The following is a 21,755-nucleotide window of genomic DNA, read 5'->3' on the forward strand; positions in this document are numbered from 1 at the left end:
CGCATAACAAGAGGAATAAGATATCCCCTGAGCTTTAGGCCGGGGGATATTTTTTTATTTCGGGAAAGCAAGGGTGATTTTTTTAAACTGTATATGGAAGTAAGCAGGCTGGCCGTAATTCCTTATGTTGGAGTTACGGCCATTTGTTTTGTAGGAGAAAGGTATGCCAAGCATCTGATTTGATAAAAATGTTTAATATTTTCCACGGGATGGAAGCTGCAAATGTATGGTAAAGTGTAGTTTATACAAGAATTTTTTATCCTAAAGTTTTTTTCCAAAGTCTCATGTGCATACCGAATCCGAATCACACGAGGTGAGAAAAATGCTGCAATCATTAAAAGCCATTGCTAATTATCGGAAAGAAAATGATCTGGCCTGGGATACGCCGACTTGGCTGAAACTACTCGTTTCGGCTGAGGAGCGTATTGTGAATCTGGAACGCATCCACTCCATAGGGGAGTTAAAGGATGCTAATCCCGTACTGGATTATGTGGAGCATACGTTGCATATTTTGGACGGGCTTCCGCTGTCTTTCTGGATTAAGGAGCTGCTAGAAGACGTGCTGGTTTGGTCTGAGACGGCCAAAGGAGGCACAGTTCGCGAACGGCTGCGCTGGCAGCAGGAGGGCATCAATTTATTTGTGCATAATATCGGTTCCGCCCAACTGTACGTCAGACAGGCTCAAGCGGAGAAACCGGTGTTTCCCCGCAATACTATGACTCGGATTCTGATTGAGACGCATGGATTAATCGGACAGTATATACGGGGTGAAATTCCTTTTGCGGAAAATCGGGCGCTGCTGGAAATGACCCGTAAGGGCTGGTTAAGCCACGAGGAACTGGAGCTTGCCTTGCGGGCGCTGAACGAGTGCATTATCGCCGGGGTAGACCCTGCATTATGGGAGCAGGTACGGAGTGAAGTGGAGCAACTGATTGGCTGGATCGCATGGGATAACGCGCCTGTGGCCTGGAGTGTAAAGGAACGACTGGAGAGATTACGGTCGGTTTCTATTCATGAAGGGGAGCCCTTCGAGCAGGCCTACGCCGAGCTGGAGCGCGAGTTGAATGTAGATAAGGCGCTGGCTCCGTTGGAGAATCGGACGCTTTGGTATGTGGAGTCGGCTTTACAGGATTTTTCGCTTCAGGAGCTGGTGAAGGTGTTTTTGCTCACGTTACGGGATGGTACGGGACAGGAATTGCCTGCAACGGTGCGTCATATCAGCTTTGAATCGCTCATGAACACCATGCATTATGACTATCGCGGCATCAAGAAAATTAACGTTTATAAAAAACGGATGATTGAAAAATATTTACACGCGCTATCCTGGCAGGATATCTTGAAAGGAAAACGGAAGCATAATCCTCATTTGAATGTGATTGTGGAGCATAAAGAGGAACTGCCGAGTACCGTATTTTTCAATTTTCATTTTTCATCTGCGGCTGAGAAGCTGATCGACTTTTGCATCGAGGCGGAAAAAACGCCTTTGTATGACAAAGCTATATTACTACTGTTTGATCTGTTCGGTTTGCGCCGTGATGCTTATGATCGTTTTCATAATGAGGAAACATACCTTACGGATATGAACCAAACCGTAGATTACAAAAAGGTCATTCTAGATTACGTGACGGGAACTCGTGTACTAGATATCGGACCGGGCGGGGGTGTGCTGCTGGACCTGATTGAACAGGAGATACCGGACGCGAAGCCGTTGGGACTTGATATTTCTGTGAACGTTATTGAGGCGCTCAAACGTAAAAAGCAATTGGAGGGCCACCGTTGGGATGTTATTAAAGGAGATGCCCTCCAACTGGAGGAATTTATAGAGCCTGGGAGCATGGACACGGTCATTTTTTCTTCCATTCTCCATGAGCTGTATTCTTACATTGAACGGGATGGAGCCCGATTCAATCTGCATACGGTGGAGGCTGCTTTGCAAAGCGCCTATCGTGTGCTGGCACCGGGCGGACGGATCATTCTCCGTGACGGCATTATGACTGAACCGGCAGAACAGCGTAGACGAATCCGGTTCCTGGAGCCGGACGGAATGGAATGGCTGTTGCGATATGCCAAAGATTTTGCGGGTCGCGACATTGAAGTGGAGCGTGTGAGTGAGCATGAGGCTATTTTGCCTGTGAACGATGCGATGGAATTTCTATACACCTACACGTGGGGAACAGAAGCTTATGTGCATGAAGTGCAGGAGCAGTTTGGGTATTTAACTCCTTCACAGTATGAAGAGTGTATTCGTCGCACGCTTGGATCGCAGGCTATAATCCGGGAGAGCCGTCACTATTTGCAGGAGGGATATGCGGAAGCGCTTGCTGGGCGTATTGAATTTACCGATGAGCAGGGTCAGCCTGTTCCCCTGCCGGATAGCACCTGTCTGATTGTGATTGAGAAGCCGCAATAGAGTGGTTAGTATGCTTTGTTTTGTTATCGAGTGAGACTGATAAAATGTAAGAAAGCCTTCTGATTTGCGTCTAACGCGGTCAGAAGGCTTTTTTACACTTTAGTAGACAATTGATTCATTTGTAAAAGAAACAGACATTCTGTCTGCTCGTTCACAAGTTACTTCCGATTTAATGTACCATAATTATGGAAAAAAGTGATTTTGAAAATGATATACTAAGAGGGAACATTCTATGAATATTCGGTATACCTTTTTTTGCTACCAATGAAGGGAGGCGTGTTCGTGATGTCCTCGCATGTGGAGATATCGCAATATGACCCGCAGTGGGTAAAAGAGTGCGTGTGAGCGGACAAAAATCGCAGAGACTCTCGGAGATATAAGTATGGGTATAGAGCATATTGGGAGCACATCCGTTTCTGGCCTTGGAGCCAAGACGATTATTGATATTATGGCTGGGGTAGAAGATTTGGCGCAGCAGTTCAAATATGATCGTCTAGCGTATACCGAGGCCAAAGGGTCCTTCATTCGGCAGGTGATTCAGCAGGCGAAGCTTAGGAAGGATGAAAAATATGATGCTGGATACACAAGTAACGCCGGATGGTTTAAAAGAACGAATGATGCTGTTATCGGCGCTGGAAAAGGAGGACGTTACCTTTTGTATATGGAGGGAAGCTGGAGATACGGCATGGCGTATGGGCAACGTGAACATTCCTGAGGCGTATGATGATGGCTCATCCTTTTTGCTGGGGAAAATTATAGATACACCGGAGGAATATCAGAAATGGGCTGAAAGTTACTATGACCTGCCGATTTCTCTGGAGATTGTAAGCCGGATTTTCAATGGTGTTCCGATTCATGCACAGATGATCTCTACGCTGCATCCTCAGCGCGACCTGACGGAAGCGATGAAAGAACTGGAGCAGCTTGGCATATCGGTAGAAGAAAGATAACAAACAACTCTGTTTATCTTAACACTTTTTGCATATAATACAGGAGAAATGACAGGATAGCTTTAAAAATGAAGGAGTTGTGTTGAAAATGTCAAAACGTTTGATTCCTTACATCACGATGGATGGAAATGCAAAAGAAGCAATCGAATTTTATGAAAAGGCATTGGATGCCCAACTGCTTTTTATCCAAACCTTCGGTGAAATGCCTGAAAACCCTGATTTTCCCATTCCCGCAGAGGTCAAGGAACGTGTGGGACATGCCACCCTCAAAGTTGGTGAGACAGAGCTTATGTTTTCCGACACCTTTCCTGGCTCGCCGTTCAGCAGCGGGAATCAGGTGAGCATCTGTATTACAACCGACAGTGTGGAGCAATCCCAAAAAATGTTTGACGCTCTACAGCAAGGAGGACAGGTGGGGATGGCCTTGCAAGAAACCCATTTTAGTCCTGCTTATGGGAATGTAACGGACAAGTTTGGTATCACCTTTCAAATTTTCACGGAGGCTCGGTCTTAAACAATGGAAAACGGCCCGATTTCGCTACCTTGGTGATCTGGCCGTTTTGTTTTATGCATGAATCCTCGTTCAAGAGGTTGCTCCATGCTGGCGAAGGTATTCTGCAACGTTCTGGTGGCCTTGCTGAACAGCAAGAGACAGTGCGGTTTCTCCATCGGTTCCATTGGCATTTACATCAGCGCCGTGCTCCATTAACAGACGAATGATTTCCGGTTGATTATCATGATATGCAGCGGTATGCAGGCAAGTATGACCATCGCTATCCTGGATGTAGGTCCGGGCTTGGTGGGACAAAAGGAGACGGATTACATCCGTATTTCTCTCTCCGACAATTGCAGCATGAAGGGCGGTGTTGGAAAGGATGAAAGAAACTTTGGAGTGAGAGATTGCATTAATGCCCGCTCCATGATCCAGAAGGACCTGCACGGCATCAGCATGACCGTAATGTGCTGCAAATCCCAATAGTGTAAGTCCATCGCTATTTTCAGTGTCGGTCAGGCTTGGGTAGGATTCCAGCAACTCCTTTAACCGTAGAGCATCCCCTGATTGTGCCGCCTGAAATGCCTCATTAATGACGTGAATAAGTTCCATTCATTGGGCCTCCTTATCAATCATAGCACTATGCTTTTATTTGAAAATCAAATATGCACTTATAGTATGGGTGGCCTTATCAGTTTTTACAAGCACAGGGTAATATGTGTGTAACTGATCTTTGATGATCAAAATGGAGAGACCTGAGGAGGTTGACGATGTTAGTCCCTAACGAGATTTTGTCTATATGGGAAAAGTTTAATACCTTTCCGATGGAGACGTTAACGAAGGCTTGGTTTTATAGGAAAACGGACGGAAAGAAACAGAGAGATGTGTCTTTAATGAAGGAGCACCATGAGCGGTATGGGATTACAGGTAATTGTTTTGACTTAGCGATATGGCTGCTGCACGAGTTTGAAAAAGAAGGAATTGAAGCTTATCCTATCGGCCATGATTTGGGGACAACAGAGGCACACGTCGCTGTAATAGCTAAAAATGAAGATGGCAGACGTTATTTATGCGATTTGGGAGACCAATGGTTGATTCCAGTATTAGTAGATGCAGATCATCCAAGCTTTACATCAGAGAGATTAACAGGATTTTTTCCAGCAGCAGAAATTGAGGTTCAACCGCATCAGGATGCCGTTACAATCTTATATCACAGACCTAATGGTAAAATGAGTCGTCAGAAGTTCGATCTTGCACCATTGGAATTCTCGACATTTTGGAAGGCGGCGGAAATTTCTCAGAACACGATAAAAAAGTCGCCTTTGCTAGAATGTAGAGTTCCGTATTTATCCGAAATTGCACATTGGGAGTTTTATAACTGGTCGAGTTTTCTGAGTACGACGGCTGGAATTATAAATGAACCTGAGATAAAGGATATTAAAGCATGGTGTGATCGACTCCATCAAAAAACAGGGTATAATGAGGATTTTCTTTTGGAAGTATTACAAATATACAAAGATATGTGACTCAGTATGCAGAGATGACTATAACAGCGAGTGGATGGATTCTGGAGAAGGGAAGCGTTCGCCTTTGCCGGGGGACTCTAACCTTAAATTCTAATCCAAAAGAATCCCCTGACAACAGCGATCGGAAGAACTATCCACTTGCGGAGTGGTCTTCCTCAGCATCACCTAAACAAACTATTTTCACATATACCTATTACCTACACTCCAAAATTAAAATCATCATCAGTCAGCGGCTCCACATTCATTGCACGCACGTAGCCGTTTCCTTTTTTAGAAAAGAAATCATGCTGCTTGGTGTGGGTGCTGATGCCGTTGAATACAATTGGATTGACTTCTTCTTCTTCAAACAACGGATCAAAGCCCAGGTTCATCATGGCCTTATTGGCGTTGTAGCGCAAGAAGACTTTGACATCGTCCACAAGCCCGATAGGAGCATAAATTTGCTCGGTGTATTGTTCCTCGTTATTGTGCAAGTAGCGCAGCAACCCTACCAGCGTCTGGTACAGATCGCGTTGCTCTTCCTCGTCCAGCTCTGCATAAATCTCCTGTGCCAGCACACCTACATAAACACCGTGAATACTTTCGTCCCGCAAAATAAGGTCGATAATTTCTCCGCTGCATGTCATCTTGCCCTGACCCGCCAGATAGAGAGGATAGAAGAAGCCGCTATAAAATAAATAGCTTTCTAACAGCACTGACGCTGCCATAGCGAGATACAAGTCTTTTGGCGTATGAATATTCATATAATACTGACGAATGGTTTCCGCCTTGGTCTGGAGATGCGGATTTTCCTCTACCCAACGGAATATATTATCAATCTCTTCCGTAGAAGCCAGGGTTGTAAAAATACTGCTGTACGACTTCGCATGAATTTGCTCCATCATCGCCATAAAGCTCAGTACAGCTTTGCGTTGCAGCCCATCCACATGCTCCATAATTTGCGGCATACCCACGCCGCCTTGAATCGTGTCAAGCAACGTCAAGCCGCCTAATACTTTCATGTAGGCTTCTTTTTCAATATCACTGAGGGTTACCCAGCTCATTTTATCGTCGGACAGCGGAATTTCATCATCCGTCCAAAATTGCATAATGTTCTGATTCCAGAACATCAGTGTGAAATCATCGTCCGAGCGATTCCAGTTTACAGCTTGTATACCTGTCATTGTTTAGCATTCTCCCTTCAGCTTCCGAGATTTCCTAGAGTCATAATGAAATGACATAGGCGAATCACCGTATGCTTGACATACGGAAGCTGCATCCGCGAGGCCGTGTCCCAACCCATAAAGGGTGAACATCACGCTGGATACAGCTTCTAATGAAAAGCATCCATACATATGAGGACTTCTAATTATAAGCTATCCATACGGTCTTAGATCGAGCAGGTGAGGCACTCTTCCACAGACAGCTTTTTGGTACGTGTGTAGTACAACGATTTGAGTCCTTTGTGAGCAGCATAGAGATAGCAACGCGCCAATTGGCGTGTAGTCACGTCACTGTTCACATGAAGCACTGTCGAAATTCCTTGATCCACGTGAGGCTGGATTTCGGCAATCAGGTCAAGCACTTTGAACTGATCCATTTGATAAGCGGATTTATAAAAGAACACATTATCTCTTTGCAAGTAAGGCATTGGATAATAGGTCGTCGAGTTCGCATAGGTACGTGTTTCAATTTGTTCCACGATTGGCATTACGCTGGACGTCGCATTTTGAATATATGAAATGCTGGCCGTCGGCGCAATCGCCATACGGTACGCGTGATACAAGCCGTTCTTCTGCACGTCTGCCTTCAGCTTGTCCCAATCCTCTGGAGAAGGAATATAGATGCCGTTGAACAGCTCTTGTACACGTGCCGTTGTCGGACGGTAATCGGTATTCAGATAACGGTCAAAATACACCCCAGTCGCATAATCCGATTCCTCAAAGCCATAAAAGCTTTGTCCGGCCGCTTGCGCGATCTCCATGCTTTTCTCCAGCGAGTGATAGTTCATCGTCATAAAGAAGGTACGGACAAAATCCTTCGCTTCGTTGCTTTCATAAGCAATTTTGTTCTTGGCAAGGTAGCCATGCAAGTTCATGACACCCAGACCGACAGAATGCATCTCACGGTTTGCCTTGGCAACACCCGGCGCGTTCGCGACTTGGGTCATATCGCTGACCGAGGTCAGGGCAATCATCCCCTCGTGAACGGATTCGCGGATTTTCCCATGCTCCATCACATTTACAATGTTGAGAGAAGCCAGATTACAGCTGATATCCCGACGAATTGTATCCTGTTGACCGTAATCTGCAATTTCAGAGGTTTCCTGTAATTGGAAAATTTCTGTGCACAGGTTTGACATTTTAACCTGACCCACGTTTTTAAGAGCATGTGCCTGATTAGCGTTACTTTTGTTCATCATGTATGGATAGCCGGATTCCAGCTGGATCATGGCAATTTTGGTCAACATGTCACGCGCGCTCATCGCAACCTTTTTCTTCACCCGGTCGTCAGCAAGCAGTGTATCGTACATTTCATCCAGATCCATATCGTCCAGATGCGTACCGTAGGCCTTGTACACACTGTAAGGAGCGAATACATGCAGCGGCTCATTATCCTGAGCCAGCTTATAAAAGCGGTTCGGAACAATCAGTCCGATGGAGAGTGTCTTGAGGCGTACTCTTTCGTCGGCATTGATTTTTTTACTATCCAGGAACTCCAGTACATCCCAACCGAAAATGTTGTAGTATGCAGCGCCGGAGCCTTTACGTTGACCCATCTGATCCGCGTAGGAGAAGCCGTCCTCCATCAGTTTCAGCACAGGCATAATTCCTTTAGCCGCGCCTTCTACACCTTTAATCGCTTCGCCACGTGACCGCAGTTTCGACAGGTTGACCGCGACACCGCCGCCGATTTTGGACAACTGCATGCAAGTGTTTAGCACGTAGTTGATCGAGTTGAGGGAGTCGTCCATTTCGAGCAGGAAGCAGGACACCAGTTCTCCACGACGGCTTTTGCCTGCATTTAGGAAGGTTGGCGTAGCCGGCTGGAGACGCTGCTCCATCATCGAGCGGGACAACAGGCGCGCCGTATCGGCGTTACCGCGTCCCAAATGCAGGGCGACGACCGCCACCCGGTCAGGATAGTGCTCCAGATAAACCTTACGGTCATTACTCTTCACTGCATAATCCGTATAAAACTTGGATGCTGCCATATAGGAAGGAAATTTAAAATTATAACTATGAGTGATATGGAAAATATCCTTAATTTCGTCAGCTGTATAGCTACTATAGAAATTTTCGTAATAATCATTCTCAATCATGTAGAGCACTTGAGCCGCTGTATCCGCAAACTTCAAGCTCCGTTCTTCGACTTCCTTCATAAATTCGTCTACAGCCTCTTGGTCCTTTTCCAATTGGAAAAAGCCATCTGTATCGCGTTTCATCAACATGTTGTTCAGTTCAATATGCCGCAACTCGGCTCACCTCCTGTTTGAAACGCTCTACATCGCCGAACGTTCCGGATAATTCAAATTTACTGATGACAGGCACGTTATAATGGTCGGAGATCAAATCCGCGCTTTTGGCAAAGCTCTCGCCCCAGTTACGGTTGCCGCTGGCAGCCACACCCACGAGGTTTTGAGCATTTTTTTGCAAAAAGGAAGATACCCTCTCAGGTATCTGTCCAAACCCCGTTGTATATGTAATGAGTACGTATGGTTCCTCTATAGTCATTTGCTCCTGGATTTGGACCGCCGGAAGCTTGAGCTTCCCGATAAATCTTTTTACATTGCCGGTCTTGGAATCATAGGCAATCAGCATTGTATTCATCCTCCTTGACATTTGGCAAAACAGCATCTGTCCAAGGCTCGAAATCCTGTAAAGATTCGCAACCCCTTGCTGGCTGTGCTTCGCCAAAATTTTAACGCCTATTTATATCGGTACTTCCATATCTGTATTTTAAAGATATATGTGTAAAATACGCGTTGCACACTATATTTAGAGTACGATTTCTATTTTATATCTATATATAGGTGAGGTCAATCACTTTTAAAAGGTTGGGCACAAGGATTGGGGGCAAGTCCAAGCGGGGGGCGGGATAAGCAGAATAACTTTTTTTTTCGTGCGAATTTTACAAATGTACTGGAGTTTTGAGGGATGAAGATGTACGATTTGTCAATAGGAGGTACTGTGGTAAATCTACCTTTTACTGTAGGGGGGATACGTATGATGGGAAATGGATTTATGGATTCAGGGTCGTTTGATGCTATATTAAGATACCATTACATAACCGAAGGGAAGATGTACTATGCCGCATATGATTGGGGAACGCATCGTATTGAGGGAGTATCGTCAGGAGGATATACCGGAAATACGAAAATGGGTCAATGACCCGGATATTACACGCGGTTTGAGCGATGTTTTTACTTATCCTCATTCTCAGACGAATAGCGAAGCCTATGTACAGATGATGATCGACGGTAACTCCGAGATCAAGGGCTTTGTTATTGCGCATAAAGACACACTGGACTATATTGGACAACTGGATTTATTTAAAATCAACTGGATGAATCGGCATGCCACGCTCGGCATTGTGATTGGGCGCGATGATAACCTGGGCAAAGGCTACGGACATGAAGCGATCCGGCTATTACAGAAATTTGTATTTCATACGCTGAATCTGAATCGGCTGGAGCTGGAGGTCTATTCATATAATGAACGTGCATATCGCTGCTATCTGGCCTGCGGCTTCAAGGAGGAAGGTCGGCTGCGGCAAAAGCTGTTCAGAGAAGGCCAATACTATGACATCATTCAAATGGGCATTTTGCGAAGTGAGTATGAGGCTGCGGAGCAAACGACGGAATCTTCGCAGAACGTGCAGGGAAACAGACAGTCATCATCGTGTCATGTATATATGGAATGAAACAGAACGTTCAAGGTAAAAGGGCTGAACAGCATCAGGCTGTCAGCCCCTGTAAGCTTTCATTCATATAAGCCAAACTCGAACTATAAGCTGACTTGAAAAAATAAGCATCAAAACGGAGTAGGCGGAATGGTGCTGTACAAGCGAAGCACCATCCGACTGCGTAGTGGCACAGTAAGTAACTTTTAAGTTCAGCTTATTTGATCGTTATTTTTCTGCGTTCCACAGCTTAAGCCGATTTTGGATCAGTCCGGTGTAGGTTTCTTCAGCCTTCGGCACACCTGCCTGATCCAGCTCCTGGAGCATGCGGTCATAGACAGCATCAAATTGATCGGGCTTGGCGAGTACAGCTTCGGGAATCCGTTTGCGCACAATGTCCTGCGACTTCTGATAAATGACATTGTAGTTCGTATTGGTCGGAACGGGCATGTTGTAGGCGGCGCCCCATTCTTTCACTGGAAAATCCTTTTCGTTCGGGAACAGGTCCTTCCACGTTCGAGCATTGTAGGCTTGCAGGGATTTTTTTTCGGCCCGGCTGTAATTTTCGGTAATCATCTCGGGATAGTTCGTCGTATAGTAGTTGCCGGAAGGGTCCTTGATGCCGTCACCGTAATGCGGTCCCCATATCCAGTACAAACCGATGCCCGACTCTCTCGTAAAAGCGGAATTATCGGTGTTTTTACGTTGCTGCACATCGGGCGGAATAACCCGTTTGCCATTCTCTACTTTGTAATGCTGGCCTTCGATTCCCCAGTTGCGCAAAATTTGTCCTTCGTCGGAGGCCAGAAAATCCAGAAATTTGATGGCACGCACGGGATTTTTGCACGAGGTCGTAATTCCGATCCCGTATGCAGCATCAAAGCCAAGCGGCTGGAGGGAATGATCCTCGTATTTCTCGCTTAACGTAACCGGGAAATGCGCGTAGGTAAATTCATCCTTGCCCGCCGCTTTGAGCGCGTTTTCGGCATCCTGATAATTCCACTCCTGATCGATGAGTCCAATCACACGACCTGCGGCGATTTTGGACTTGTATTGATCGCTTTTTTGCACAAAAGTATCCTTATCCAGCAGTCCTTCGTTGTACATATGATTCAGCCAGCGAAAATATTCCCGTTCCTCCGGGCGTTTGTAGTGGAGAATGGCTTTACGCGTCTTGGGATCGATATAATACTCTCCATCGTCCGGTCCGCCTGTAGCGGTAACTGCCGGATTTGTCACGGTAATTTGAATTTTCCAATCTTCGGCATCAAGGGAGAGGGGGATGGTAGGCTGACCGTTAGTGGTGGGATATAGGGCTACATAGTCCTTGAGTGCTTTTTCAAAATCCTGAACCGTGCGAATTTTCGGATAGCCGAGCTTCTCGAGTGCCTGATGCTGGATTTCGAACCCGGCTTGTGCGTCAAATGCGATGTGATCTACGCCCAAATTTGTCGGAATGGTGTAGATGGCAGGGTCGTCATTGCTATATTTAATACGGTTAAAATAGTCTCCGTACACTTTCTTGATATTGGGGCCGTATTTATCAATCAGGTCGGTTAAGTCAATGAGTGCCCCGGCATCGACCAGCTTACCGACATCGCTTTTGGGATAGACCAGGTCAGGATACTCTCCGCTGGCAGCCATCAAAGCAAACTTTTCCTCACTCCGGCCATTGACGGCATGTTCTCCGTTCAGTGTCACGCCCGTTTTTTTGATAATTTCCTGTCCAATTGCATCTTTCATGTTATTCCAGTTCGAGCTGGCGTCACCACCAAAAAAAGTAAGTGTAACAGGACTGGTATCATCGGGATTTTCCTTTTCTGCCGTACCGCCTGTTCCGTTTGCGCAGCCCGTCGTGACGAGTAGCAACAAAGCCAGGAGCAGGATGGAGCCTTGTCGTACCGACCTGATCTTGAACATCTGCAAAATCCCCCTTTATAAGTATGATTTACATAATGTAAGTGCTTTCAATAGTAAATTGTAGGAAATACCGAACCCTACGTCAAGTCATTTATGTTGATTTGTTATGTGTTTGTTTTTTTATTATGCAAACATATTTTGGTGGATGGTGTGGATTTGTGTAAATCTATCGTTTGATGATATAAAACAAAGTGTGCTACGATGATACCAGTTTATGGGTACACCCATGTATTGGAAAGGCAGAGGCAAAAAAAGATTCCGAATAGGGTTGGGTGAGAAGATGCGTGGAAAAATAACGTTGCAGGAAATTGCGGATGCGGCCGGTGTTTCAAAGTTCGCTGTTTCGCGTGCATTGTCCGGCAAGCCCGGAGTAAGTGAGGAGACGAGGGCAGTGTTGGTCAAGCTGGCTGCCCAGATGGGCTATTTTCGCAATCATCCAAAGACAACGGGGGTGGAACCTCGGGACACGGATGCCGGGGAATGGTCGGGAACTGTGCTGGTGTTATTTCCGAATATACGGCACCAGAACAGAGAATCCAGGTATTGGGGTCCTGTGTTTGAAGGCATTTCTGAGCGCCTGAATGGAAAGGGAATGAACATGCTGACGTTAACGGAGCCTTCAACAGAGGATATGTTTTCTTTGCTGAATCCAGAAGCGATCAGGGGCATTATCACAGTGGGGTCGATTTCTACTTCTATATTGCTGAATATTTATCGGATGAGCATTCCGGTCGTCATGGTGGACCATTGGGATGCTGCGTTTTTAAGCGATACGGTGTTTACAGATAACCGCACATGTATGTCTGAACTCATGAGAAATGTGCTGTGCAGGGGCTATACCCGTTTTCAATTTGTCGGAAATATCGACGATGCTCACAGTTTCTATGAACGTTGGGAAGCTTTTCGCTCCACACTGGAGCTTGGAGGAATAGACTTAAAGCAAAACGGAGCTTTGCTCCACATGGGAGCGCAGAAGCTCGCCGAGGAATTGGACAAGCTGACCGAGGATGAATTGCCTGAGATCTTTGTATGTGTGAATGATGTGACTGCCGGGCACGTGGTGGATGTGCTCAAACGAAAGGGAATTGACGTCCCAAGGCGCTGTGGAGTGACTGGTTTTGACGATACGAGCGAGCAGATGCCGATTTATGCTACGGTGAGAGTGGATAAGGAGCTGCTGGGAATGCGTGCGGTGGATCAATTGCTATGGCGTATAACCAACCCGGATTCGCCCGTCGAGAAAAAGCTGCTGCACGCGGAGCTAGTCATACGGGAGGGGTATGCGCCGCGGCTCAGTCAGGGAAATGATGATCATGAACACCCGATTAGTACAATCAAATATAGTTGATGTCCAGATGTAGATGATTGAGCTCCGTACATGGGGAAGATAAAAAAGTCGCTTTTAGCCTTTTTTGGGCGAGAGCGACTTTTCTTTGTTGTTTTTCAATTTGTTTTTTTACAAAAAACGATTTGACTAATTTGTTAGCTTAATGTTATTTTTGTTATGTTTATAGAGGAGCCAAGATGTTCCCAATCATCCTTACAGGGAGGCTTGCGACGATGTTCAATGTGACAGGGTTGGATAACTGGAGGTTTAGGGAAGCGCAAGGTGATGAGTGGCTTAGCGCGAAGGTACCGGGATGTGTGCATACGGACCTTTTACGACATGGTAAAATTCCTGATCCTTTTATCGGAACGAACGAGGAGAAGGTACAATGGATTGACAAACAGGACTGGATATACGAAGCCCATTTTGAAATGAGTGTGGAACAGCTTCAGTGCCCGTGTGTAGAATTGGTGCTGGAGGGCTTGGACACGTATGCGGAGGTAAAAGTGAATGGACACCCCGTTTTGACGGCCAACAATATGTTTCGGATGTGGAGACGGGATGTGAAGGCATGGGTTCAACAGGGAGAGAATCGGCTGGAAATCGCGTTCCGTTCTCCAATAGCTGAGGATGTGCCCAAGCTGGAACAACTAGGTTACGCTCTTCCTGCGCCGAATGATCAGTCCGAAGCAGGTGGTTTGGCGGACAAAAAGGTAAGCGTTTTCGCGCGCAAGGCTCCTTACCATTACGGTTGGGATTGGGGACCGAGGCTGGTGACGAGTGGCATTTGGAGAGAGGTGCGCGTGGAGGCATGGTCCGGCCTTATCGTAAGGGACTTGTTTATCCGGCAGGATGAAATAAGTGCAGAGGGAGCCAGACTCACGGCTGTGGCAGAGATTGAGAATGCGGGTGAGATCAGAGAAGCCGATCTGCGTATTTCCGCTGACGGCAGGGAGTGGTCGAAGCCTGTTCGTTTGTTGAAGGGAAGGCAAACGGTGGATCTGGAATTGTATATGGAGCAGCCAAAGCTGTGGTGGTGCCGGGGACTTGGAGAGCCGCATCTATATACGTTTGCAGCTGAGCTTGTGGAGCGGGATGAAGGAGCTGTAATCGCGGAAAAAACGGTGAAGACGGGCTTGCGTTCGATTCGTCTTGTGCGTGAACAGGATGTGGCGGGAGAGAGTTTTTATTTTGAACTGAACGGGGTTCCAGTGTTTGCGAAGGGAGCCAACCATATTCCGAATGACAGCTTTGCCCCTGAAGTGACACGGGAAAGGTATCGGCACGAGATTGCCAGTGCTGCCGCCTCTCATATGAACATGTTGCGGGTCTGGGGCGGCGGTATTTATGAGGAAGACGTATTTTATGAGCTTTGCGATGAATACGGTTTATTGATATGGCAGGATTTTATGTTCGCGTGCAGTATGTACCCGGGCGATCAAGCTTTTTTGGACAATGTGGCTAAGGAAGCGGAGGACAACATCAAGCGTCTGCGCAATCATCCATGTATCGCGTTATGGTGCGGCAATAATGAGATTGATTCGGCTTGGGCGCATTATGAGGAGAAGGGAGGCTGGGGCTGGAAAAAGAATTATACGCCAGCGCAACGAGAGCGCTTGTGGTTTGATTATGAGACGCTCTTTCACCGGATTTTACCGGAAGTGGTACACAGCTGGTCCCCGCAGACGGCATATTGGCCCTCGTCTCCACTGATCGGCCTGTCTGAAGACCGAAATCAGCATGCTCATCCGTCCTCGACGGCTGGGGATGTTCATTACTGGGGCGTGTGGCACGCATCTGAGCCTTTTGAGAATTACCATGTGCATGTGGGGCGTTTTATGAGTGAATATGGCTTTCAGTCCTTTCCCGAATACAGGTCCGTGCGCGCTTATGCGGAAGAGAACGATCTGGAGCTGGAATCTGCGGTAATGCTGGCGCATCAAAAGAACGGGGCGGGCAATCGCCTGATTAAAGAATATATGGAACGGTACATGCGGGAGCCGAAGGATTTTAAAGCTTTTCTTCCCATGAGTCAGATTTTACAGGCGGAAGCGATGAAAATGGCCATCGAGGCGCATCGGCGTCGCAAACCTTACTGCATGGGCACATTGTATTGGCAAATGAATGATTGCTGGCCCGTTGCCTCCTGGTCGAGTATGGACTATTTTGGTCGCTGGAAGGCGCTGCAATATACGGCTAAGCGCAGCTTTGTAGACGTGTTGCTGAGCGTGGCGGATACGGAGCAGGGTAATAAGGAGCTGCATATTGTCAACGATACGCTAAAACCTGTTCAAGGCACGCTGCGGCTGACGCTTTTGCATATCCGGGGTAGTAAGGCCATCCGTGAAGAGGACATTCAGGTAGAGCAGCAAGCTAATGCAGCGGGGTCGGTACATATACTGCCTGCCGACAAATGGCTGAAGGGCCTGAACCCTGCTGAGCATATGCTGGTCGCACGTTTGATACAAAACGGTGAACCGGTGGATTCCTGTGAAGTTTATTTTGCTGACACAAAAGAGATGGATTTGCCGCAGCCGAATATTGAAGTAACAGAGGTGCAGGGAAGCGGAGGAAGCAGCTTTAACCTTCGCTCGGATGTATTGGCGAGGCATGTATGGCTGTCGGCGGACCAGGAAGGCATTTTCAGCGACAATCATCTGGATTTGGCTCCCGGTATTCCTAAAACGGTGGGATTTTTGGCTCTGGGCAGAGGGAGCTCGGCTTTTGAGGCAGCTTCTCCAGGCAAACTGACGGTACGCTCGTTGCTAGATTGGATACAAGATTAGAGAACAGATCAGGTTTATCCGTACTTCATTTAGGCGGATAAGCCTTTTTTTGTTGTAAACATGATTTTGTGATGATATGTACAGCGCTTTCGTTGTGTTAGTATATTTAACAAAAATAAGTTTTTAAATTTAATGTTAATGGATATTTGTGAGAAATCTATCTATTTAGCCTCTAATTTTGGTAGAATAGGTTCAAAGTATAATCAAGATCGCATTAAAGCTGACATCACGAGTATGCTTAGTGTTGGACGAAGGTCTATAAAAAGGGTCATGAAAGCATTAGGCGGCAGGGGGTATATGATGCGAAAGAGCTGGTACAGGAGATTGTTTTTTTCCTATTTCCCGATTTTTATGTTGACCGTGTCTATTCTCATTTTTTTATCCTTCCTGATCGTGAATGAGATATCGCGTAATGAAACCGGGAAGGCGAATCGGATCACGACCGGATTTGTGATGGACAGTGTGGAAAAGTCGCTGACGAAGGTAGAAATGGACGTATTAAGCGAGGCGGAAACCAATAAGAGCTACAGCTACTTTCTGAATGGACAGGCGCAGAGCGGCAGTACGATGTTGTATGGACTGGCAGGAAGCTTGCGTGCGCTCAAGGATAATCATGAATTGGTACATTCTATTTATATTTACAGGATGAAAGATCAAAAGGTACTTACCAGGAGCGGACTTCAGGATGCCAAGACATTTGGCGATTATCCGTATATCGAGCAGGCGCTGCGGTCTGAGGATCGGCAGTGGTCACCAGTGCGGGAATGGAAGGAGCCGGGCAAACATACGTCAGATCGTGTGATTTCGATGCATAAGCGTCTTCCGTTGCCGTTCGGGGGACAAGGGTTGCTGGTGGTCAATATCGGTGTGTATCCGTTAGAGCAAATGATCGGTCAAATGACGAATCCGGCGGTTTCTTATCTGGTGATTAAGGATGGCAATGGGCATACGATCTATCCGGTTGCATCCGGCGCAGGGGGAGCTGTAAAAGAGGAAGACGGACAGCAATTGACTCATCTGCCGTCGGCCCGGCTAGGGTGGAGCTTCGAAAGTGGCATTCGTGCCGGGCAACTGTTCGAGTGGGTGTCTGTGATTTCTTATGTTTGGATTGTGCTCGGGCTGGCTGTTGTCGTATTGGCAGTGATCTACATTATTTATGTAACACGCAGAAATTACAGGCCGATTCAACTGATGATGCAGCGCATTCAACAATTGCCGGGCCGCCCCGGTGAGGAAAACAACAAAGATGAGCTGTGGATGATTGATCACGCGCTGCAAAGTCTGATTCGGCAAACGGTCGATTATGAACAGCAAGAGCAGGCGAATGTACTTATTCGGCGACGACAGCTGTTCCTTGACCTGATGGAAGGTACAACCATGGAAACGGCCGCGGTGCGTTTGGATAATCTGTCTCCTTTTGTGGACGATACCCAGAGAGAGGCTATCCGTGTCTACGCCGTCATGGTGGTAGAGCTGCATGATCTGGAACTGGAGCAGCCGTACACAACCGAAGGACCACAAGCGGGTAGTAGAAGTTCGAATGAGCATGGAAGTGAAGATCAACGCCTAAGCCTGTCGTTGCTTGGTGTGATGCAGGAGCTTGCAGCCACTTATGGTTGGCAGGGCTGGGCAGAATGGATGAGCCGCGAAAGAATTGCCATTTTGCTGCGGAAAGAGGATGGTGATGGGGAAGGGTTGCTGGCTGTGAAGCTGCAAGAGATGGCGCAAACGGGCTGCGAGTGGCTACAGGGTCATCTGGGTGTACAGCTCACCATCGGAATTGGTGGTCAAACTCAAGAGCTGGAGTATATTAAGGATTCCTATCGGGCGTCTGTTTCTGCCCTTCGGTATCGGCTAACGCTCGGGGTACGCGATATTGTGACCAGTGACCAGGTTCCGCAGGACAATGAAATTCCGTTATATACGTATCTGCCGTTGATTTCAGAGACGATCCGTTCTTTTCGGCTGGCCAGCCATGATTGGCGTGGACAGTTGGAAGGTATATTCGCAACGATGGAAACGGACAAGTTGAAGGATGGGGATATTTTAACCGTGATTCAGTGGTTACAGGAGCTGCTGGAAAGGGAAATGCGCGAGATGAAGGACGTGTCGGGCGCATTGGATCGTTATTTTAACGGTTCGGAGATGGAGAGGTGGAGATTTGAGGTGGAGTCTGCTCCTTCGCTGGCCCTGATGCACACCCTGATGCTGGAACACATGACCACCGTGTACCGGACTTATGTTGCAGCCAGTGAAACCAAGAGCTATCGGGCTATGGTCAGTGAGATGAAGCAGTATATTGAAGAGCATTATACGAACCCGGATTTATCTTTGAATCATTTGAGCGAACGTTTTGATGTATCGCCTAAATATGCCAGTCATCTGTTTAAAACTGAGTTTGATATGAAATTCGTGGATTTTTTGACCCGGTTGCGCATGAACCATGCCCAGCAAATGCTGTGCAACACTACAGAGACGGTTCAGCATATTGCCACCCAGGTCGGTTATGCCAATTCGATTACCTTTGGACGGGTGTTCAAGCGTGTGGTTGGTGTAACGCCGGGAGATTATCGCAAGCTGAGAATGAAGCCGGAAGATTCATCGTTAACAGGGGGAGCGCTTTAGGCGCTCGCCTTTTTTGCTTTTTCGTTAAAAAGGCGGGCAGACGGTGTCGGTTTATGGGGCGGAATTTAGTTTATTGCGGCACAGGGGGACAAATGCGATACTTATGTCCATATCTTGAACCTACAGGGCGTCAACGGCCGATGTATTGGCAGGCATGAGGGCGAACCGGAATGACGGAGGATGGCTATGGCGGACATAGATGTACAAAAGCAATATGGGGATGAGCCGAAGGCTTCCGGCTGGGCAGCAGGCATTGATGTCGGCGGGACGAAGACACTGATCTGTATCGGTACAGCGGAACGGCAAGTGGTAGTGAGGCATAAAATTCCGACGGTTCATACGAAGGATGCAGCCTTTTTCTTTAAGTGTCTGTTCGAGGAACTGGAAAGCTGTCTGGAGCAGGAAGGCTTGACGCTGGAGCAATTAAAAGGAATCGGAATCGGCTTTCCCGGTGTGGTAGATAATGATAGCGGCATGATCACTCATGCTCCGGCGCTCCAATGGAATATGCACGACAGCACACGTGACAGTGGTGCGCATGGCGGTATACGATCTGTCATTGGACAGCGCTATGGCGGACGCTTGGTGCTGGATAACGATGTGAATATGGCTGCGTTGGGAGAGCAATGGCTAGGGGCGGCCCGGGGATTACGTCATGTGATGATGGTAACGGTGGGAACAGGCATCGGAAGCGGTCTTATTTTGAACGGGGAGCTGTACAAGGGAGCGGCCAACGGAGCTGGTGAGATGGCCTACTGGATTGCAGGCGAGGAACAGGCGCGGCAAGCGGCAAAACGGAAAGGGACGGACGAGTTCGGTGTGTTCGAATCTTTAACGTCGGGTACGGCAATAACACACAGTGTAAAATCGGCCCTCGCATCCGGCATACCAGGTACGCACATGGTACGGCTGGCGGATGGACAACGGGAACATGTTGGGGCGCGACATGTTCTGCAAGCAGCAGCCGAAGGAGATGTGGAAGCACAGACGATTCTGGAGCCTGTGCTGGCTCATATGGCGATGGCTTTGACGAATGTCATCAGCTTGCTGAACCCGGAAATGATCGTTGTAGGCGGCGGTGTGGCTGAAGGGAGCGCGTATTATTTGGATGAAATTCGGCAAAGAGTAGCCTTATGGACGGACATTCCTTGTACCATTGTACCTGCTGGGCTGGGTAATGAAGCCGGGGCCATCGGAGCGCTGGCGACGATTCTGGGCAGCAAGGTACGCTAAACAACAGGGAGGATTCCAGATGGTTGGCTCACAAATGCTGAAGCTGCGAGGCTTTTATTTGTTTATTGGTTTGGCCGGGGGGATGTTTAACCCGTATTTGACCTTATTGCTGGTTCAGAACGGTTTGACGAGTACCAGTGTTGGTGCGCTGATGGCGATCGGTACGCTGGTATCCATTCTGGTTCAGCCAGTATGGGGAATTATTGTGGATCAATACCGTCAAATGCGGCTGGTGCTTATTTTGAGTGTGGCTGTCCCGGGTGTAATGGCGGTATGTTATCAGTCGGAGCAATTTGTGCTGATGGCGCTTGTTTATTCGATCATGGCTATATTCACGGCAACACAGGCGCCGATCGCTGATTCCTATGCGATCGTGACAGCGAAAAAGGCAGGAGCGACCTACGGCAGCATACGATTTATGGCGAGTATAGGTAATGCGGTGGGCGGTTATGCCGGAGGGCTGTTTGTGTCGCTTCTATCGGTGTCCATGATTTGGGTGCCTTTTTTGGTACTGAACGGTCTTGCGGCCCTGACGGCCCTGGCGCTTCCGAAAAATACGGAGGAAGATCTGGCGTTGCGCAAATCGTTTTCTGACGGTATCGGTCAATTAATCCGTAACAGGACGTTTTTAATATTTTTGGGTGGCAGCTTTTTGGTAAATCAGACGTTGACCGCATTTAATACCTATTTTGTACTGGCCTTTAAAATGTCGGGAGGACCTACAGAGTTGGTCGGGGTTGCTTTGCTGGTTGCTTCCATTACGAATGTGCCCTCTATGCTGCTGGCTTCCAGGGTGATTCGCAGGATTGGGCTGGAGAGAACCCTTTTGCTAGGGGCTGTAGCCTATATGCTGCGCTGGGGAGTTCAACTGGCATTTCCTGATCCTGCGGTTATGATCGCTGTGCAGGTGTTGCATGGGTTGTCGTTTGGATTTTTCTACATTGCGGCTGTTGAATATGTATCGCATGTGACGGAAAAGGATATGCAGGCCACCGGACAAAGTGTGTTCAATATGGTATTCGCCGGACTGGCGGGCATTGTAGGTAATCTGTTGAATGGATACCTCCTTCATGCCGGGGGGCCACAGTTAATGAATCTCGCTTGTCTGATCAGCGCGACCTTAGGTGCGTTAATGATGGTTTATGTATCACGCAGCCGTAAAGATGGAAAGACAGAGAAGGTGCGCAAGCTATCCATGAGTCTTCCATCAGAGACTTCGCCGTAGGAGTAGTATAGTGAAGCTACTACATCGTTAAAACTTAACAAAACACAGAGAGCATCCCAACCCTGATGAGAGGGAGGATGCTTTTTTTTGCGTAAAAGCAACTTTTAAGTCACTTGATATGGCAACATACCTAACGCGATTCGAACGGAGAAAATAGTTTATCCGCAGGAAAATAGTGATCTTTTATAAAAGTAAGCGTTTTATCGTATTAAGTAATCGCTTTCATCTAAACTGTTTATGATCGGGAAACTAGTTTATTGTCAGTTTTCCTACGCTCATGTCATACTAAGGCACATCCCGGACCCGGAGGAACAGACACATGCCGATGCATGATATGCCATAACCTCCTCATTAAAGAAGAGGGGACGAACGGGAAAAA

At 47.4% G+C, this 21,755-nt stretch carries 16 protein-coding genes; 11 read left to right on the forward strand and 5 right to left on the reverse strand.

All coding sequences use genetic code 11. The features are described from left to right. The first annotated feature begins 322 nt into the window (after window positions 1-322). The 4 genes from ABIA61_RS00975 (at window position 323) to ABIA61_RS00990 (ending at window position 3,874) form a co-directional block, all read left to right on the forward strand. Complete coding sequence (locus ABIA61_RS00975) at window positions 323-2,410, forward strand: class I SAM-dependent methyltransferase (RefSeq protein ID WP_404520939.1); 2,088 nt, start codon at window positions 323-325, stop codon at window positions 2,408-2,410. 382 nt (window positions 2,411-2,792) lie between these two features. Continuing rightward, window positions 2,793-3,125: a GrpB family protein gene (locus ABIA61_RS00980; RefSeq protein ID WP_404520938.1), complete on the forward strand. Its 333-nt coding sequence runs from the start codon at window positions 2,793-2,795 to the stop codon at window positions 3,123-3,125. Next, window positions 3,103-3,360, forward strand: a complete 258-nt coding sequence (locus ABIA61_RS00985; RefSeq protein ID WP_283655524.1) for a hypothetical protein — start codon at window positions 3,103-3,105, stop codon at window positions 3,358-3,360. The genes ABIA61_RS00980 and ABIA61_RS00985 overlap by 23 nt, the downstream gene beginning before the upstream one ends. A gap of 88 nt (window positions 3,361-3,448) precedes the next feature. After that, the gene (locus ABIA61_RS00990; protein WP_283655525.1) at window positions 3,449-3,874 is read left to right on the forward strand and encodes a VOC family protein; all 426 of its coding nucleotides are present in this window, start codon (window positions 3,449-3,451) and stop codon (window positions 3,872-3,874) included. A 69-nt stretch (window positions 3,875-3,943) separates the two neighbouring features. Here ABIA61_RS00990 and ABIA61_RS00995 read toward each other — a convergent pair whose 3' ends face one another. Beyond that, window positions 3,944-4,465, reverse strand: coding sequence for an ankyrin repeat domain-containing protein (locus ABIA61_RS00995; RefSeq protein ID WP_404520937.1), 522 nt, complete (start codon window positions 4,463-4,465; stop codon window positions 3,944-3,946). Window positions 4,466-4,623: 158 nt separating this feature from the next. Here ABIA61_RS00995 and ABIA61_RS01000 point away from each other — a divergent pair, with 158 nt between their 5' ends. Then, window positions 4,624-5,379, forward strand: a complete 756-nt coding sequence (locus tag ABIA61_RS01000; protein WP_404520936.1) for a hypothetical protein — start codon at window positions 4,624-4,626, stop codon at window positions 5,377-5,379. Between the two features lie 197 nt (window positions 5,380-5,576). Here the strand turns inward: ABIA61_RS01000 and nrdF are convergent, their stop codons facing one another. The 3 genes from nrdF to nrdI all read right to left on the reverse strand — a co-directional run bounded on the left by nrdF (window position 5,577) and on the right by nrdI (window position 9,179). Further along, window positions 5,577-6,542, reverse strand: a complete 966-nt coding sequence (gene nrdF / locus ABIA61_RS01005; protein WP_044646970.1) for a class 1b ribonucleoside-diphosphate reductase subunit beta — start codon at window positions 6,540-6,542, stop codon at window positions 5,577-5,579. Between the two features lie 206 nt (window positions 6,543-6,748). Beyond that, a complete protein-coding gene (gene nrdE / locus ABIA61_RS01010) occupies window positions 6,749-8,833 on the reverse strand; it encodes a class 1b ribonucleoside-diphosphate reductase subunit alpha (protein WP_283655528.1) in 2,085 nt (694 codons plus the stop codon). Further along, window positions 8,820-9,179, reverse strand: coding sequence for a class Ib ribonucleoside-diphosphate reductase assembly flavoprotein NrdI (nrdI, locus tag ABIA61_RS01015; RefSeq protein ID WP_044646968.1), 360 nt, complete (start codon window positions 9,177-9,179; stop codon window positions 8,820-8,822). Before nrdI ends, nrdE begins: the two co-directional genes overlap by 14 nt. A 487-nt stretch (window positions 9,180-9,666) precedes the next feature. Between nrdI and ABIA61_RS01020 the strand changes: the two genes are divergently transcribed. Next, the gene (locus ABIA61_RS01020) at window positions 9,667-10,281 is read left to right on the forward strand and encodes a GNAT family N-acetyltransferase (protein ID WP_404520935.1); all 615 of its coding nucleotides are present in this window, start codon (window positions 9,667-9,669) and stop codon (window positions 10,279-10,281) included. Between the two features lie 207 nt (window positions 10,282-10,488). Here the strand turns inward: ABIA61_RS01020 and ABIA61_RS01025 are convergent, their stop codons facing one another. Next, window positions 10,489-12,180 (reverse strand): ABC transporter substrate-binding protein, encoded by a 1,692-nt coding sequence (locus ABIA61_RS01025; RefSeq protein ID WP_404520934.1) that lies wholly within the window; start codon window positions 12,178-12,180, stop codon window positions 10,489-10,491. Between the two features lie 280 nt (window positions 12,181-12,460). Between ABIA61_RS01025 and ABIA61_RS01030 the strand changes: the two genes are divergently transcribed. From ABIA61_RS01030 to ABIA61_RS01050, 5 genes are all read left to right on the forward strand, one after another. After that, entirely contained in the window at window positions 12,461-13,528 is a 1,068-nt protein-coding gene (locus ABIA61_RS01030) for a LacI family DNA-binding transcriptional regulator (RefSeq protein ID WP_283655531.1), read from the forward strand. 212 nt (window positions 13,529-13,740) lie between these two features. Further along, window positions 13,741-16,293 (forward strand): beta-mannosidase, encoded by a 2,553-nt coding sequence (locus ABIA61_RS01035; protein ID WP_404520933.1) that lies wholly within the window; start codon window positions 13,741-13,743, stop codon window positions 16,291-16,293. Window positions 16,294-16,644: 351 nt separating this feature from the next. Then, the gene (locus ABIA61_RS01040; RefSeq protein WP_404529694.1) at window positions 16,645-18,918 is read left to right on the forward strand and encodes a helix-turn-helix transcriptional regulator; all 2,274 of its coding nucleotides are present in this window, start codon (window positions 16,645-16,647) and stop codon (window positions 18,916-18,918) included. Between the two features lie 186 nt (window positions 18,919-19,104). Continuing rightward, window positions 19,105-20,151 (forward strand): ROK family protein, encoded by a 1,047-nt coding sequence (locus ABIA61_RS01045; protein ID WP_404580201.1) that lies wholly within the window; start codon window positions 19,105-19,107, stop codon window positions 20,149-20,151. A gap of 19 nt (window positions 20,152-20,170) precedes the next feature. Beyond that, the gene (locus tag ABIA61_RS01050; RefSeq protein WP_283657814.1) at window positions 20,171-21,376 is read left to right on the forward strand and encodes an MFS transporter; all 1,206 of its coding nucleotides are present in this window, start codon (window positions 20,171-20,173) and stop codon (window positions 21,374-21,376) included. Window positions 21,377-21,755 lie beyond the last annotated feature (379 nt).

The organism is Paenibacillus sp. RC21 (genome assembly GCF_044907935.1).
Taxonomy (GTDB): Bacteria; Bacillota; Bacilli; order Paenibacillales; family Paenibacillaceae; genus Paenibacillus; species Paenibacillus terrae_A.